The organism is Pseudomonas sp. SB113 (assembly GCF_040754745.1).
Lineage (GTDB): Bacteria > Pseudomonadota > Gammaproteobacteria > Pseudomonadales > Pseudomonadaceae > Aquipseudomonas > Aquipseudomonas grimontii.
Window position 1 is genome coordinate 357,259 of record NZ_JBFMHW010000002.1, and the last position, 16,310, is coordinate 373,568.

13 protein-coding genes are annotated in these 16,310 nt (G+C 61.6%); 1 reads left to right on the top strand and 12 read right to left on the bottom strand.

Going from position 1 to position 16,310, the window contains the following annotated elements; translation table 11 throughout:
• Positions 1-232: 232 nt before the first annotated feature.
• Positions 233-1,012, top strand: coding sequence for a hypothetical protein (locus AB1462_RS04405; RefSeq protein ID WP_090400806.1), 780 nt, complete (start codon positions 233-235; stop codon positions 1,010-1,012).
• On the opposite strand, the gene AB1462_RS04410 is transcribed toward AB1462_RS04405, so the two are convergent.
• From AB1462_RS04410 to AB1462_RS04465, 12 genes are all read right to left on the bottom strand, one after another.
• Positions 1,009-1,605 carry a MarC family protein gene (locus AB1462_RS04410; RefSeq protein WP_032890615.1) on the bottom strand — a complete coding sequence of 199 codons (597 nt, stop codon included), beginning with the start codon at positions 1,603-1,605 and terminating at the stop codon, positions 1,009-1,011. The genes AB1462_RS04405 and AB1462_RS04410 overlap by 4 nt on opposite strands.
• Before the next feature lie 100 nt (positions 1,606-1,705).
• Positions 1,706-4,477 (bottom strand): hybrid sensor histidine kinase/response regulator, encoded by a 2,772-nt coding sequence (locus AB1462_RS04415; protein ID WP_259194433.1) that lies wholly within the window; start codon positions 4,475-4,477, stop codon positions 1,706-1,708.
• A gap of 102 nt (positions 4,478-4,579) precedes the next feature.
• The gene (purD, locus tag AB1462_RS04420) at positions 4,580-5,872 is read right to left on the bottom strand and encodes a phosphoribosylamine--glycine ligase (protein WP_053134606.1); all 1,293 of its coding nucleotides are present in this window, start codon (positions 5,870-5,872) and stop codon (positions 4,580-4,582) included.
• A 164-nt stretch (positions 5,873-6,036) separates the two neighbouring features.
• Positions 6,037-7,644, bottom strand: coding sequence for a bifunctional phosphoribosylaminoimidazolecarboxamide formyltransferase/IMP cyclohydrolase (gene purH, locus AB1462_RS04425; RefSeq protein ID WP_090400804.1), 1,608 nt, complete (start codon positions 7,642-7,644; stop codon positions 6,037-6,039).
• Between the two features lie 81 nt (positions 7,645-7,725).
• Positions 7,726-8,046 carry a DNA-binding transcriptional regulator Fis gene (gene fis, locus AB1462_RS04430; RefSeq protein ID WP_002555375.1) on the bottom strand — a complete coding sequence of 107 codons (321 nt, stop codon included), beginning with the start codon at positions 8,044-8,046 and terminating at the stop codon, positions 7,726-7,728.
• Entirely contained in the window at positions 8,043-9,056 is a 1,014-nt protein-coding gene (dusB, locus tag AB1462_RS04435) for a tRNA dihydrouridine synthase DusB (RefSeq protein ID WP_090400803.1), read from the bottom strand. The genes fis and dusB overlap by 4 nt, the downstream gene beginning before the upstream one ends.
• A gap of 185 nt (positions 9,057-9,241) precedes the next feature.
• Positions 9,242-10,480, bottom strand: a complete 1,239-nt coding sequence (locus AB1462_RS04440) for a DUF3426 domain-containing protein (RefSeq protein WP_367246247.1) — start codon at positions 10,478-10,480, stop codon at positions 9,242-9,244.
• Between the two features lie 30 nt (positions 10,481-10,510).
• On the bottom strand, positions 10,511-11,389 hold the full coding sequence (gene prmA, locus AB1462_RS04445; RefSeq protein WP_090400801.1) for a 50S ribosomal protein L11 methyltransferase: 879 nt from the start codon (positions 11,387-11,389) through the stop codon (positions 10,511-10,513).
• A gap of 282 nt (positions 11,390-11,671) precedes the next feature.
• Positions 11,672-13,033, bottom strand: coding sequence for an acetyl-CoA carboxylase biotin carboxylase subunit (gene accC / locus AB1462_RS04450; RefSeq protein WP_090400800.1), 1,362 nt, complete (start codon positions 13,031-13,033; stop codon positions 11,672-11,674).
• Positions 13,034-13,050: 17 nt separating this feature from the next.
• Entirely contained in the window at positions 13,051-13,512 is a 462-nt protein-coding gene (gene accB, locus AB1462_RS04455) for an acetyl-CoA carboxylase biotin carboxyl carrier protein (protein ID WP_027607997.1), read from the bottom strand.
• A gap of 24 nt (positions 13,513-13,536) precedes the next feature.
• Positions 13,537-13,992 (bottom strand): type II 3-dehydroquinate dehydratase, encoded by a 456-nt coding sequence (aroQ, locus tag AB1462_RS04460; RefSeq protein WP_003171482.1) that lies wholly within the window; start codon positions 13,990-13,992, stop codon positions 13,537-13,539.
• Positions 13,993-14,304: 312 nt separating this feature from the next.
• Positions 14,305-16,266 carry a methyl-accepting chemotaxis protein gene (locus tag AB1462_RS04465; protein WP_315335600.1) on the bottom strand — a complete coding sequence of 654 codons (1,962 nt, stop codon included), beginning with the start codon at positions 16,264-16,266 and terminating at the stop codon, positions 14,305-14,307.
• Positions 16,267-16,310 lie beyond the last annotated feature (44 nt).

Consider the following 16,310-nt stretch of genomic DNA (forward strand, 5'->3'; position numbering starts at 1 on the left):
CCTGGGGGGCGCACGAAAGCTCCGAATGACAATGGGTGATCACCTGCTGTCGCCCGGGGCTTTTTCTTTTTTGAGTCACGAAAACCGGAAGGCCTCGAGGTGCGCCCCGTCATTGCTGGGCAGCGTTTTTTGCAGCGTGCCGACAAGCGATGTTTGTGGCATGGAAGAGCCGCCGGTGACTGGACTAGTGTGGACACAAGCCCCGAGTTGGGGTGCTTGTGGAGAACCAAAAATGGAGCGACACCACCGAAGGATCAACAACACAAAACGGCGCAAGTTGATTGCCGCCTACACATTGCCGAGGGCGCCAGGTGGGCAGCCCTCATTGCCGCTCGACACGGAGGACGACTGCAACGCGGCGGTGGTCAACAACAGTGTGATTTCGTTTGCCGAGGGGCTGTCCGGGCTGAACCGGGAATACATCCGCAAAAGCTATCTGCTGGCCAGCAGCTACGTCAGCGATGTATTGAAGATCCACCGAGGTACCGAGGCCTGGTACGACGAATTTATCAAGGTGATGATCAGCCTGGGCTGGCTGCCGGTGCGCAGCAGTTTCGAGCGGGTCTCCCATTCGGGCAAGGGCCTGACGGTGCAACTGGCGGCGCTGAATATTATCGCCGCGATGCTGGCGGGGGTGTCGGTTTCGGGGCCGCTGATCACGGCGCTGCCGAAACTGGCGGCCGATGCGCTGGAGGCGCTGAAGCAGCAACCGAGCTCTTTCGAACTGTTCAAGCGCAACAGTACGGTGCATCAGGGCGGCGATTTCGGCCTGGCGTCCTGCGCCGAAACAGACGGTGAATTGATGATGGTGCTGGTGACTTACAGCACCCAGGGCGTGAACAAACAGGTGGGGCTGCCGTTTCTGGAGTGGGACAGTTCCTCGTTCGAGGCCTTCAGCGGGCAGACCTGCCTGGTGCTGAATACCTCGGTGGTCAACGAAAAAACCATCCGACTGATGCGTGAGAGCGCGGGCGACAAGGTGCAGTCGGCGATTGCCAAATACCGGATCTAAGGCACCAGGTAGCCGCGCACGCCGGTAAAGATGATTTGCGCGGCGAGGGCGCATACGAACAACCCCATCAACCGACTGACAATCTGCAAGCCCTGGTCACCGAGAATCCGTTCGATACGGTTGGACAGGTACAGCACCACGCCGACCGTGAAGCTGGCCAGGGCGATGCTGAGGATGGCAGTGATCTTGTCATCCCAGTGCGGTTGGCTGACGCCCATGACCAGCAGCGCACCGATGGTGCCGGGGCCGACCGTGAGAGGGATGGTCAGCGGCACGATGGTCACGTCCTGCTGCACATTGTCGGTTTGCACGGCCGACTTGCCCTGGGCCATCCCTAGGGCAGAGATAAACAGCACACTGCCGGCGCCGATGCGGAAGGCGTCCACGGTGATGCCGAACACGCTGAAGATCACCCTGCCGAACAGGTAGAGCAACACGCTCGACACCAGGGTCGCCAGCGCCACTTTCCAGGCCAGGCGCCGCCGCTCTTTGCTCGAATAACCACGGGTCAGGCTGATAAAGCAGGACAGCACGAAGAACGGGCTGTAGAGCACCAGCATCTTCAGGTAAACGCTGAATAACACGTGGAGCATGGGGGTGGCTCGCGGCAGTAGAAGTGTGGAGAGTCTAACAGGCGATACAGAGCAAATGTGGGAGGGGGTTGCCCCCTCCCACATGGGAAAACATTTCAGGTCAAGAGGATGCGTGCTCAGGCCGCTGTTGACGCTGCGCCACCCAGAACTCCACCAGCTCACGCAACTGTGACAACTCCACCGGCTTGGCCATATGTCCGTCCATCCCCGCCTGGCGTGCGCGCTCTTTGTGCTCCGAGAGGATATGCGCGGTGAGCGCCACCACCGGGGTGCGGATACGCTGGTGGCTGACTTCCCACGCACGCAGTTGCTGGGTGGCAGAGAAACCATCGAGGATCGGCATCTCGCAGTCCATCAACACCAGGTCATAACGCTGGGCCTTCATCGCCTCCAGCGCTTCTTCACCATTGCTGGCGGTGTCCGGGTTGAGGTTGAGCTTGCCGAGCATGCCGCGAATCACTTTAGTGGAGATGCTGTTGTCTTCGGCCACCAGGATCTTGAAGTCGCTGGGCACGGTCACCGCCGCCGGGGCGTTGAGGGGCGCGCGGGGCTGCACGCCACCTTTGCTGCGTTGGGTCAACTCGTCAGCCAGGGTGGTCTTGAGGGTGTAACCGGCGACCGGCTTGGCGAGGATGCGCTTGATCCCGCAGTTACGCGCGATGATCTTGCTCGGCGCATTGCTGATGCCGGTGAGCATGATCAGCAGGATGTCGTGGTTCAGGCTCGGGTCTTCCTTGATCTTCGCCGCCAGTTGCATACCGGTCATGCCGGGCATGTTCTGGTCCAGCAGCACTACGTCGAAGTAATCGCGCAGGTGCGCCTTGGTGCGCAGCAATGCCAAGGCCTCTTTACCGGACGGCACGGCGCTGACATTCAGGCCCCAGGCCGAGCACTGCTGCACCAGCACTTTGCGGCACGTATCGTTGTCGTCCACGACCAGTACGCGCGCGCCTTTGAGCGGGCCGTCGAGGTCGGAAGTGGGGTGTTCCAGGCGCTCCGGGTCCAGCGGCAGGGTCAGCCATAGCGTGCTGCCTTGATGGCTGCCGCTCTTGATGCCGAACTCACCGTTCATCAACAGGATCAGTTGGCGCGCGATCACCAGGCCCAGGTGGCCGCTCAGACGGGTGGCCGAGAGGAAGTTCTTGCTGTGCAGCTCGCTGTGCAGCAGTGCCTCGCGTTCGGCGGCTTCCATTGGCAGGCCGCTGTCCTGCACGGCTATGCGTAGGCGCGGCTTGGTGCTGCGGTCGTCCAGGGCGACGACGATCAGCACTTCGCCTTCGTCGGTTTTGTGCAGGGCGTTTTCCAGCAGGCTCAGCAGTGCCTGGCGCAGGCGTGTCGGATCTCCGCTGATGACGCGGGGTACCTGGGGTTGGATGAAGCTGATCAACTCGACGTTCTGCTGCTCGGCCTTGGCGCGGAAGATGCTCAGGCAGTCTTCGATCAGCGCATTGAGGTCGAATTGCACGTCATCCAGCTCGATCTGCCCGGATTCGAGCTTGGAGATGTCGAGGATCTCGTTGATCAGTGTCAGCAGCTCGTTACCGGCGCTGTGGATGGTTTGCACGTAGTCGCGCTGTTTCACCGACAGCGGCGTGCCCAGCAGCAGTTCGGTCATGCCCAGCACGCCGTTCATGGGGGTGCGGATTTCGTGGCTGATCTTCGCCAGGAATTCGGCCTTGGCGGCGATCTCTGCATTGCTGGCGGCCAGGTCGCGGCTGAGGCTGAATCGGGCTTCGACAATCGCACGCTGGCGCTCGCCCAGGGCCAGGCTCATCAGCAGGCCGCTCAGACAGATAAACGCCAGCAGTGTGACGATCAAGCCCTGGGGCGACACCATCGTCAGCCCCAGCAAGGCCGGGAGAATGATCAGCGTGCCGATGTTGAACACCACCATGCCCGCCACGAACAAACGCGCCGGGCGGTAGCCTTTCTGCCAGTGATAAGCGGAGACAAACAGCATGCTCAGGCCCGCCAGGGCCACCAGCGCGTAGGTGATGATGTTCAGCGGCAGGGTGCTGACGAACAACAGCAACAGGCCGCACAGCACGATAAACAGGATGTCGGCCATCAACAGCTTGTTCAGCGGGTGCGGACCCAGGGGCATGAAGAAGCGATAGGCAAACATCAGCCCGCACGGTGCGGTCAGCAGCAGGGCCAGGTAGGCGCCTGGGGTCTGGATTGCGTGCCAGTTCGGCAGCCATGGGCCTGCCAGGTTGAGCAGCAGCGCCAGGCTGAGCATCAACAGCAGTTCGCAGGCCGCCAGCCACAGGCTGCTGCGCGAGCGGTGGTAAGCGAAGCGCGTGAGGTTATGCAGGATCAGCATCAGCAGGCAGCCGAACAGCAGGCCGTAGATCAGCGTCTGGGTCTGGTCGGCGGCGGCCAGCACGGCCGGTTCCAGGGTGATATAGGGGCGCAGTTCGTGTTCTGAAACCAGGCGCAGGTAGACGTCGAGGGTCTTTTGGCTCTGGGGCATCGGCAGCATGAAGTCGCTGCTGGGCAACGGGCGTTCCGCCTGGGGCTGGCGGGTGCCGCTGCTTTGTTGCTCGACCAGAGTATCGCCGTCCAGCACGTAGAGGCTCAGGTGCGCCAGGTCCGGGGCGAATACCCGCAGCACTTGCTCGTGTTTGCCGGGTTGCAGCTTGAAACGTACCCACAACGCACCGTCCGGTTCCGCGGCGGTAATACGGTCCAGTTCGATGGGGCTGAATTGATTGGTGTAGCGTGAGGAGCGGATGTCGCTCAGTTGCAGGTCGGCCTGTTCATCAAGCAATACTGCCCAGCCACTGCCTTGCGCGGCGGCTTGGGCCGGGAGCAAGCAGAGCAGCGTCAGCAGACTGACAGTGAAACCTATGGCGATCCTGAGCCAGCGCACGGCGAAATCCCTTCGTAGGTTGATGCACGGTTAACTATGCGCGGGGAGGCCTGTATACGGCAAGGGCCAGAGGCCCTTGCCTAACCGAACGGATAGCTTGTGTTACTGGCTTTCGCCACGTTCACGGGCAATGGCGCGGTAGCCGATGTCCGTACGGTAGAAGCAGCCTTTCCAGTCGATTTTCGCGGCCAGTTTGTACGCCTGTTGCTGTGCAGCGTCGACACTGGCACCCATTGCGGTAGCGCACAGCACACGACCGCCGGCGGTCACAACCTTGCCATCCTTAAGCGCGGTGCCGGCATGGAACACCTTGCCTTCCAGCGTAGCCGCCGCGTCCAGGCCTTCAATTACATCGCCTTTGGCGTAGTCGGCAGGGTAACCGCCGGCTGCCAGCACAATGCCGACGCTTGGACGTGGATCCCACTGCGCTTCAACCTTGTCCAGAGCCTGGGCCAGTGCGGCTTCCACCAGCAGCACCAGGCTCGATTGCAGGCGCAGCATCACCGGTTGGGTCTCCGGGTCACCGAAGCGGCAGTTGAACTCGATGACTTTCGGGTTACCGGCTTTGTCGATCATCAGGCCGGCGTACAGGAAACCGGTGTACACGTTGCCTTCGTCGGCCATGCCGCGCACGGTCGGCCAGATCACCAGGTCCATCACGCGCTGGTGCACGTCGGCGGTAACCACCGGGGCAGGGGAGTAGGCACCCATGCCGCCCGTGTTCGGGCCGCTGTCGCCGTCGCCGACGCGTTTGTGGTCCTGGCTGGTGGCCATCGGCAGCACGTTCTTGCCATCGACCATCACGATAAAGCTGGCTTCTTCGCCGTCGAGGAATTCCTCGATGACCACACGTGAACCAGCGTCACCAAAGGCATTTCCGGCGAGCATGTCGCGCACGGCGTCTTCGGCTTCCTGCAAGGTCATGGCGACGATCACGCCTTTACCGGCGGCCAGGCCGTCGGCCTTGATCACGATCGGCGCACCTTTTTCACGCAGGTAGGCCAGGGCCGGCTCGATCTCGGTGAAGTTCTGGTAGTCGGCAGTCGGGATCTTGTGGCGCGCCAGGAAATCCTTGGTGAAGGCTTTCGAGCCTTCCAGTTGGGCAGCGCCGGCAGTGGGGCCGAAGCAATCCAGGCCGCGGCTGCGGAACAGGTCTACGACACCGGCAACCAAGGGCACTTCCGGGCCAACGATAGTCAGGGAGACGTTTTTCTCGGCGAAGTCGGCCAGTTGCTCAAGGGCCAGTACGTCGATGGCGACGTTTTCGCACTTGGCTTCGATGGCGGTACCGGCGTTGCCGGGGGCGACGAAGACTTTCTGGACGCGTGGGTCCTGGGCAACTTTCCAGGCCAGGGCGTGTTCACGGCCACCGCTGCCAATGATGAGGACGTTCAAGTCAGACTCCTTCGGAGGAAGTTACAAGCTGCAAGCTGCAAGTTAGAAGCGATCGCTCCGAAGTGCAGCATCCAGCTTTGAATTAGAGAGGCTGCAAGCAAAAGTAAAAGCACCACCGTCCTGCTCCTACTTGTCGCTTGCAGCTTGAAACTTGCAGCTCCACGTTAGTGGCGGAAATGGCGCATGCCAGTAAAGACCATGGCGATACCCGCTTCATCAGCAGCGGCGATGACTTCTGCATCACGCATCGAGCCGCCCGGTTGGATCACGGCAGTCACGCCGGCTTTCGCGGCGTTGTCCAGGCCATCACGGAACGGGAAGAATGCATCGGACGCCATCACCGAACCGGCCACCTGCAAACCGGCGTGCTCAGCCTTGATCGCGGCGATACGCGCCGAGTTCACGCGGCTCATCTGGCCAGCGCCGACACCGATGGTCTGGCGGTTCTTGGCATAGACGATGGCGTTGGATTTAACGTACTTGGCCACTTTCCAGGCGAAGATCAGGTCGTTGATCTCTTGCTCGGTCGGGGCGCGCTTGGTCACCACTTTCAGGTCTGCGCTGCCGATCATGCCGATGTCGCGGCTCTGTACCAGCAAGCCGCCGTTGACGCGCTTGTAGTCCCAGGCAGCGGCACGTTCAGCCGACCACTCGCCGCAGGCCAGCAGGCGCACGTTGGCTTTGGCCGCCACGATGGCGCGGGCTTCTTCGCTCACGGAAGGGGCGATGATCACTTCGACGAACTGACGCTCGACGATGGCCTTGGCGGTTTCGGCGTCCAGTTCACGGTTGAACGCGATGATGCCGCCGAAGGCCGATTCGGTGTCGGTCGCGTAGGCCAGTTCGTACGCCTGGCGAATGCCGCCTTCAGCGTCCGGGCTCACGGCCACGCCGCACGGGTTGGCGTGCTTGACGATCACGCAGGCCGGCTTGACGAAGCTCTTCACACATTCCAGCGCGGCGTCGGTGTCGGCCACGTTGTTGTAGGACAGCTCTTTGCCTTGCAGTTGGGTCGCGGTGGCGATGCCCACTTCGGCAGGCTTGGCTTCTACGTAGAACGCCGCGCTCTGGTGCGGGTTCTCGCCGTAGCGCATTTCCTGGGCCTTGATGAACTGGCTGTTGAAGGTGCGCGGGAACTGGCTGCGATCGGAGGTCGACAGGGTTTCAGCCGCCTGGTTCACGGTGCCCATGTAGTTGGCGATCATGCCGTCATAGGCAGCGGTGTGTTCGAACGCCTTGAGCATCAGGTCGAAACGCTGGGCGTAGGTCAGGCCGCCGGCCTTCAGGCTTTCCAGCACTTGGGCGTAGTCGCCGGCGTTGACCACGATGGCCACGTCTTTATGGTTCTTGGCTGCGGAGCGAACCATGGTCGGGCCGCCGATATCGATGTTTTCGATGGCGGTCGGCAGGTCGCAGCCTGGCTTGTTGATGGTGGCTTCGAACGGGTAGAGGTTAACGGCCACCAGGTCGATCGGCTTGATGCCGTGCTCGGTCATGATGGCGTCGTCGATGCCGCGACGGCCGAGGATGCCGCCGTGGATTTTCGGGTGCAGGGTCTTGACGCGACCGTCCATCATTTCTGCGAAACCGGTGTAGTCAGCGACTTCCACTGCGGCCACGCCGTTGTCCTGCAGCAGTTTGAAGGTCCCGCCCGTGGAGAGGATTTCCACGCCCAGGGCTTCCAGCTCCCGGGCAAATTCGAGGATCCCGGTCTTGTCGGAGACACTGATCAAGGCGCGGCGGATCGGCAGGCGGGTAGTCTGGTCGGTCATTTCAATTTCCATCAAAAGCAAAGGAGTCAGCAAAAAAGGCGACCGGTTTTACGCGGGCGCCTTTCTGGTTGGATTGAATGCTTACAGCAAATCGTATTGCTTGAGCTTTTTGCGCAAGGTGCCACGGTTGAGGCCCAGCAGCTCACTGGCTTTGGTCTGGTTGCCCTTGACGTAGTTCATCACGCTTTCGAGCAAGGGTGCCTCGACTTCGGAGAGCACCAGGTTGTACACGTCCGTGACGGAAGCGCCCTCAAGGTGGGCGAAATAATTATGCAGCGCCTTCTCGACACTCCCGCGAAGGGTCTGGCCTTCTTCGCTCGGCGTGTTGAGGTGCTGTTTTAAATTGACGTTGTCGCTCACGGGTGTTGTTCCACTCACTAAAGTCTCGGTCATCATCGTCATGCGGCCACCCATTCTCCGTCCCCTGCTCTCAGGCTCTTGTCTCGTTCGGCAAAAAACTCACGAACGGCGGTGACCTGTGCTTGCGTTTCATCCAAACGATTGAACCCGGCGCGAAACTCCCTGGCGCCCGGCAGGGTTGCGAGATACCAACCCACATGCTTGCGAGCAATACGCACGCCCATCACCTCTCCATAGAAGGTGTGAAGTGCAGCCAGATGCTCTAGCAGAATACGTTCCACCTCGACCAACTCCGGCGCCGGCAGGACTTCACCCGTACGCAGAAAATGCTCGATCTCACGAAAAATCCACGGCCGTCCCTGTGCGGCCCGGCCAATCAACACACCATCGGCGCCGGTGGAATGCAGCACGCGCCGGGCTTTTTCGGCTGAGTCGATGTCGCCATTGGCAAATACCGGCATCGACACCGCCTGCTTGATCGCGGCGATGGTGTCGTACTCGGCTTCACCGGTGTAAAGATCGGCGCGGGTGCGACCATGCACTGCCAACGCTGTAATGCCTGCCTGTTCGGCGATCTTCGCCACCGTCAGGCCATTCTTGTTGTCCCGGTCCCAGCCGGTACGAATCTTCAGGGTCACCGGCACATCCACTGCGGCGACAACGGCCTGCAGGATCTCGGCAACCAACTGCTCATCTTTCAATAGCGCGGAACCGGCGGCCTTGTTGCAGACCTTCTTGGCCGGGCAGCCCATGTTGATATCGATGATCTGTGCGCCCAACTCGACGTTGGCCCGGGCCGCATCCGCCAGCATCTGTGCATCGCCACCGGCGATCTGTACCGAGCGAGGCTCGGGATCACCTTCGTGGATCATGCGCATCCGCGATTTGCGGGTGTTCCACAAGCTCATGTCGCTGGTGACCATTTCCGAGACTACTAGACCCGCGCCCAAACGCTTGCACAGCTGACGAAAGGGCTGGTCGGTAACCCCCGCCATCGGGGCGAGAATCAAGCCGTTCTGCAATGTGTATGGGCCGATGCGTACCGCCGACATAGGACTTCCCTGTTGTGGGGCCGGATCATTAGAGTTCGAAAAAGGGTTGGCATGATACCCGCTCTCGATGACTGGATAAAGGCTGAATTGGATAAAATCTGAACAGTTATTTCTTTATCGCCGCCGGTTTGGATGGGCGGCGCCAAGTCAATAATCCATCGGCAGGCTTCGGTGCGTGCGCCGATTTACTCGGGCGAGTGGAAGCTCAAGCTGTAATTCACGGCTTTATTGCCGGGATCGAGGATGTCCAGGGAGATATGGATCGGGGTCTGTGATGGCATTTCGATCCCCCCCGCCAGCTCGCCATTGAGGTATTCGGCGGGCTTGAAGCGACGACTGGCAATCAGGTTGCCATTGATGTCGGCAAAGCGCAGTTCCAGCAGGGGGAAGGGCTGGGAGAACGTCGCGCGATTGTAGATGATTGCATCCACCACCAGCGCCCCGGCGAATTCCGGGTGGCTGCGTACCACCAGGTTACTGCTCTTGATATGGGCAATATCGACCCGTGACGGCACCGTGCAGCCCAATGTCGGGCACAGTTGCTGGAACCATGGGCGATAAGCGTCCTGGCGGGCCAGATCGTCGAATTGATAGGCAATGTACTGAGCGGCCAGGCCTGCGGCGGCGATCAGTACCAGCAGCATCCAGATCAGGCGGCGGCCCAGGCCCTGCGGGCGCTTTTGCGCGTACAGGTGCAGCGGGTCATCTTCCAGGTCCTGGAGCAGGTCGTCATGGACGCCGGCCTCGGGGCGTGGGCGCTTGCGACGCGATTGCGTGCGCTCTTCGGGCTCCGCTTCATCCGCTGCCGCTGTCAGGGGCGTGAACGGCGGGTCGGTGTGTTCATCTTCCGGGGTTGAGCGCAGTGCTGGCTCATCGTCGATGTGCAACGACATGGATGGCTCGGTGCGCTGCCTGGTCGCAGGGGCTTTGGTCGGTTCAGGTTCGTCTGCGGGGGTGTTGACGCGTTCTTCAGGCGGTTCGCTGAACAGGCTGGCGGCCCATTTTTCTTCTTCGGCCTTGACGGTTTCGCGACTGGCGCTGAGAGCGTCTTCTTTCTGTCGACGGTCGGCGCCGGGCTGACGGCGTTCTGCGCCTACGGGCAGTGTGTGCTGAATCTCGCGGCGTTCCAGCTTGGCCAGTTCTTCGTCCAGGTCCAGGTTGTCCAGGTCCAGCTCTTCGGCGGTCCACTGCTTCTGGCTGATTGCCCGCTGTGGCTCAGGCGCTGCTTCGCGCGCGGGCTCGATCGCGGTCGGCTGCTCCGGCACAGGCGCGTGGGCGCGCTGCTCCAGCAACTGGCGAGCAGCGTTAAAGACTTGCAGGCACGAGCCGCAGCGAACCACGCCGCGAGCCACGCTCAATTGAGCGTGGTTGACGCGAAAGCGGGTTTGGCAATGCGGGCACTGGGTGACGAAACTGTCGGTCATGCGGCCATCCGATTCAGGCAAGCGCTCATTCTAGCGCCGACGCCCGCTGATGCGTACCCAGCCATCACGGTTAGCGATCGGATCCAGCTCGAAATCCTTGGCGTAGGCTGCGGCGACATCGTCACCTTGCTCGGCGAGGATGCCCGATAGCGCCAGGCGCCCGCCCGGCTTGACCAGGCTCGACAGTTGCGGTGCCAGGGACACCAGCGGGCCGGCGAGGATATTGGCGACCAGCACGTCGGCCTGCACCTGGGGCAAATCCTGCGGCAGGTAGAGGGGGAATTTGCCTTCAGCAATGTTGTTGCGCCCGGCGTTGTCGCGGGACGCTTCCAGGGCCTGTACGTCGATGTCGGTGCCGACGGCTTCCTTGGCGCCCAGCAACAGGGCGGCAATCGCCAGGATCCCCGAGCCGCAGCCGAAATCCAGCACGTGGCTGTCGGTCAGGTCCTGGCCGTCCAGCCATTCCAGGCACAGCGCGGTGGTGGGGTGGGTGCCGGTGCCGAACGCCAGGCCTGGGTCGAGCAGCAGGTTGACCGCATCAGGCTCTGGGGCGGCATGCCAGCTCGGCACGATCCACAGGCGCTGGCCGAAACGCATCGGCTGGAAGTTGTCCATCCAGCTGCGTTCCCAGTCCTGGTCCTCGATGATTTCGCTGTGATGCTCGGGCAACGGGCTGCCGGTGAGCAATTCCATGTGCGCCAGCACGGCGGCGGCGTCGGTGCCGTCTTCGAACAGGGCCAGCAGATGGGTGTGGGACCACAGCGGCGTGGTGTTCAGCTCGGGTTCGAAGATGGGTTGGTCTTCGGCGTCCATGAAGGTGACCGAGACGGCGCCCACTTCGAGGAACGCGTCTTCGTAGGTTTCGGCTTGTTCTGGGCTGATGGCGAGACGGACTTGCAGCCAAGGCATGGCGGGCACCTTTGAATAAAAATGAGTGTGCGACGAGCGAGGTCGCGAAAGCGCGCAAGTTTACGCCAGCGGCGGGCAGAAGACGACACTACTGACTGCACCCCGGTCAAATGTGGGAGGGGGCTTGCCCCCGATTGCAGTATGTCAGTCTCAGCATCTGTAACCGATCCACCGCCATCGGGGGCAAGCCCCCTCCCACATTTTGACGGTGTACATCTTCAAAAAAGTAGAGGGCCCACAAACAACAAAGCCGCCCGAAGGCGGCTTTGTTGGGTGGAGCACTTACTGGTTGGCCAGCTTGTGTTCCAGGTAGTGAATGTTTACACCACCTTCGCAGAAGCCTTCATCACGCACCAGGTCCCGGTGCAGCGGGATGTTGGTCTTGATGCCGTCGACCACGATTTCGTCCAGGGCGTTGCGCATACGGGCCATGGCCTCGTCGCGAGTGGCGCCCCAGGTGATCAGCTTGCCGATCAACGAGTCGTAGTTGGACGGGACCTTGTAGCCGCTGTACAGGTGCGAATCCACACGTACGCCGTTGCCGCCGGGCGCGTGGAAATGCTTGACCAGGCCAGGGCTTGGGATAAAGGTCTTCGGGTCTTCGGCGTTGATCCGGCACTCCAGGGAGTGGCCGTGGATCTTCACGTCGTCCTGGGTGAAGGACAGCACGTTGCCGGCGGCGATGCTCAGCATCTCCTTGACGATGTCGATACCGGTGACCATCTCCGAAACCGGGTGCTCTACCTGCACACGAGTGTTCATCTCGATGAAGTAGAAGCGGCCGTTCTCGTAGAGGAACTCGAAGGTACCGGCGCCACGGTAGTTGATGTCGATGCACGCCTTGACGCAGCGCGCCAGGACTTCCTGGCGGGCTTTCTCGTCCAGGCCCGGTGCCGGTGCTTCTTCCAACACCTTCTGGTGACGACGTTGCAGCGAGCAATCGCGGTCGCCCAGGTGGATGGCGTGGCCCTGGCCGTCGGACAGTACCTGCACTTCCACGTGACGTGGGTTGGTCAGGTACTTTTCCAGGTAGACCATCGGGTTGCCGAACCAGGCGCCCGCTTCGGAGCGAGTCTGCTTGGCCGCTTCGATCAGCTCTTCTTCCTTGTGCACCACGCGCATGCCGCGACCACCACCGCCACCGGCGGCCTTGATGATCACCGGGTAACCGACTTCGCGACCAATGCGCAGAGCGGTTTCCTCGTCTTCAGGCAGTGGGCCGTCGGAGCCAGGAACGGTTGGCACGCCGGCTGCGATCATGGCGTCCTTGGCCGAGACCTTGTCGCCCATCAGGCGAATGGTGTCGGCTTTCGGGCCGATGAAGGCAAACCCGGATTTTTCCACCTGTTCGGCGAAATCGGCGTTTTCCGCGAGGAAGCCGTAGCCTGGGTGGATGCCATCAGCGCCGGTCACTTCAGCGGCGGCGATGATGTTCGAGACTTTCAGGTACGAGTTCGTGGCCAGTGGCGGGCCGATGCAGATGCTTTCGTCCGCCAGTTTCACGTGCATCAATTCGGTATCGGCCGTCGAGTAAACAGCGACGGTCTTGATGCCCTCTTCCTTACAGGCGCGCAGGATACGCAGCGCGATCTCGCCGCGGTTGGCGATCAGGACTTTTTGCAGTTTCTTCGCAGGTTTCAACATCGAAGGCGCTCCGCGGTTCAAACGATGGTGAACAGCGGCTGGTCGTACTCAACCGGCTGACCGTTTTCTACCAGGATGGATTCGATGACGCCGGCTTTTTCGGCCGTGATGTGGTTCATCATCTTCATCGCTTCAACGATGCAGATGGTGTCGCCCACTTTCACGGTCTTGCCCACTTCAACGAAGGCTGGCGAGGTCGGTGCCGGGGTGCGGTAGAACGTACCGACCATTGGCGACTTGACCACGAAACCGTTCAGCGCAGGGGCTGCCGGTGCGGCAGGTGCAGCGGCGGCAGCAGGCGCGGCGGCCGGAGCAGCAGCGGGTGCCGGTGCCTGCATCTGTGGTGCGTAGAACTGTTGGGCCGGGGTCTTGCTGTGGCGGCTGATCCGTACGGACTCTTCGCCTTCCTTGATTTCCAGCTCGTCGATACCGGATTCTTCCAGCAGTTCGATCAGTTTCTTAACTTTACGGATATCCATGAATCATCAACTCCCAAGGGTCGGTCAGGGGCGCTTGGCCTGTTCTTCAAGCTGTTCCAGGGCGGCCTCCAGGGCCAGTCGGTAACCGCTGGCGCCAAGGCCGCAGATCACTCCTACCGCAACGTCGGAGAAGTAAGAGTGATGGCGGAAAGGTTCGCGTTTGTGCACGTTCGATAAATGCACTTCGATGAATGGGATGCTCACCGCCAGCAGCGCGTCACGTAATGCAACACTTGTATGCGTAAAAGCGGCGGGATTGATCAGGATAAAGTCCACGCCTTCGCCACGCGCGGCATGGATGCGATCAATCAATTCATACTCGGCATTGCTTTGCAGGTAGAGCAAATGGTGGCCGGCTTCACGTGCCCGTCGTTCCAGGTCAAGGTTGATCTGATCGAGGGTCACTGCCCCGTAGACGCCCGGTTCACGGGTGCCGAGCAGGTTCAGGTTGGGTCCGTGAAGAACCAGTAAGGTCGCCATCGGCTGTTCCTTGTTATTGATGTGGGCAAGGCAGAACCCGGCGACTATGCCGCAAAGCCTTTGTGACTGTCCAGTTCTATGCAGTAGGCGGCACGATTAGCGAGGATTGCGCAAAATTTTTGACTGGGGCCTGGGATTCGTTCATGGGTAATACGCCCTTGAATCCCATGGAGATCAAATGTGGGAGGGGGCTTGCCCCCGATTGCAGTGTGTCAGTCTCAGTCTCAGTATCTGTAACTGACCCACCGCTATCGGGGGCAAGCCCCCTCCCACATTTTGATCTCCATTGATTGTGGATCTTCAGGGGGCAGGTCAGACGCGGAACGCCTGCACCGCCGTATTGAGCTGCCCACCCAGTACCAACAGGTGCTCGCCCTGGCTGCGGCCCTGGCCGATGCGCAGCAGGTTGTCCTCACCCAACTGATGAATCCGCTCGCTGTTATCGCGAATCTCACTCACGGCACCGCTTTGCTGCGCCGTCACATCGGCAATCCGCACGGCGGTGTCGGAAATGGTCTGGATCGCGTCGACGATTTCATCCAGCGCGCCGTCGGCTGCCTGGGCTTGCTGGGCGGTGGTCTCGGCGTGTTCGACCTGGGCGCGCATGCCCTGCACCGATTGGTGCGCAGCGGTTTGCAGGCCGGTGATCAAGCCCTGGATTTCGGCGGTGGCGCCGGCAGTGCGTTGGGCCAGGGTGCGCACTTCGTCGGCGACCACGGCAAAACCTCGCCCGGCCTCACCGGCGCGTGCGGCCTCGATAGCGGCGTTGAGCGCCAGCAGGTTGGTCTGGTCGGCAATCGAGCGAATCACGGTCAATACGCCGCCAATGGTGGCGGACTCTTCGGCGAGTTTCTCGATCATCTGCGCATTTTGCTGCACTTCACCCACCAGCGCGTGCAGGCCGGTCAGGCTCAGACCGATCACACGCTGGCCTTGCTCGACCGCCTGGCCCGCGCTGCGGCTGGCACCGGCAGCCTGGCTGGCATCACCGGCGACTTGCTGGATGGTGGCTTCCAGTTCGCCCAGGGAATCACGAATCTGCGCGGTATCCCCGGCCTGGCGTTCGGCGCCGTCGTGCAGGCCGCTGCTCAGTTCGGCCAAGGCGCGGCTGCTGCCGGCGACTTCTTCGGCATTGCCCCGAATGGTCCCCACCAGATCCACCAGGTAGGCGCGTAAACGGTTGAGGGATGCTTCGATGTCGCGCAGTTCGCGGTTGGTCTTACCCAAGGTGATCGGCTGGCTGAAGTTGCCTTCACCCCAGGTCGACAGGGCCGGTGCCAGGTTGGTCAACACCCGCGCCAGGCGCCGTTGCAGGGTGTCGATGAGCAGGGCGATCAGCAAGATCAGGCCGATCATCACCCCTTGCATCAGGCGCACTTCCCCCTGGATCTTGCCGTGTTGCGCACGCACCACTGGCTCCAGGCCGGCGATGGCCTGTTGAACGGCGGCGATTTTCAAATGGGTGGCGGCGGCCAGGTCGGCACGCTGCTGGATCTGCGTGCGGGTACGCTTGAGTTCGGCGGGGTAGCGTGTCAGCAGGCCGTTGAGCTCGCGCTTGAGGTCGACGCCGGTGTCCTGGGCTTCGGTTTTTGCTGTGTTTTCCAGGCCCATCAAGGCTGAAAAGTCATCGGTGTTGGATTCTGCGCTGGCCTTTACGCCCAGCAAGGGCAGTTGCTCCAGCAGCTCGGCCTGGCTGCGCATATTGCCGACTTCGCGCTCCACATCGTCCGCCAGTTCCGCGCGACCGCTGCTCACCAGTTTGCCGCGGGCCAGGGACAGCTTGCCCAGGTGCTGGGAGGCTGCCAGCAGCGGCGGCAGGTAGCGCGCCGCTTCGGCGGTGTTAACGCCCATGGCGTACTGGCTCAACTGCTCCAGGTTGGCGCCCAGCTCCCGCTCGGCTTGCAGCAACAAGGCTTGTGGGTCACCCGCCAACTTACCGGCCGCCAGCAGGTCGGTCTTGCTGAAGGCATCCAGGTCCGCGAGGCTGGGGCGCAGGTTTTGCGCGAGGTCGGCGGGCAGTTCATCCAGGTGTTGTAACAGGCTTTCCAGGCTCTGGCTGGCGCTGCTCAAGCGCAATGCATCGCCGCTGCCCAGGTAGTCGTCGATATTACGCGCGGCCTGGTTCTGGAAGGTCTGTGACAGACCGAGGTAGCGTTCCATCAGCAAATAAGGCCGTTCGAGCGCCCGTTGCGACCACCACAGCGTCGCCCCAAGCGCCAGGCACACGGCCACCAGCAGGAGGGTATTGAGATTGGTCAGCAGCTTCAGGCGCATGCGTGGTATCAACCGGCAGCAAAAGATAAGTGCCTGAAGTTATT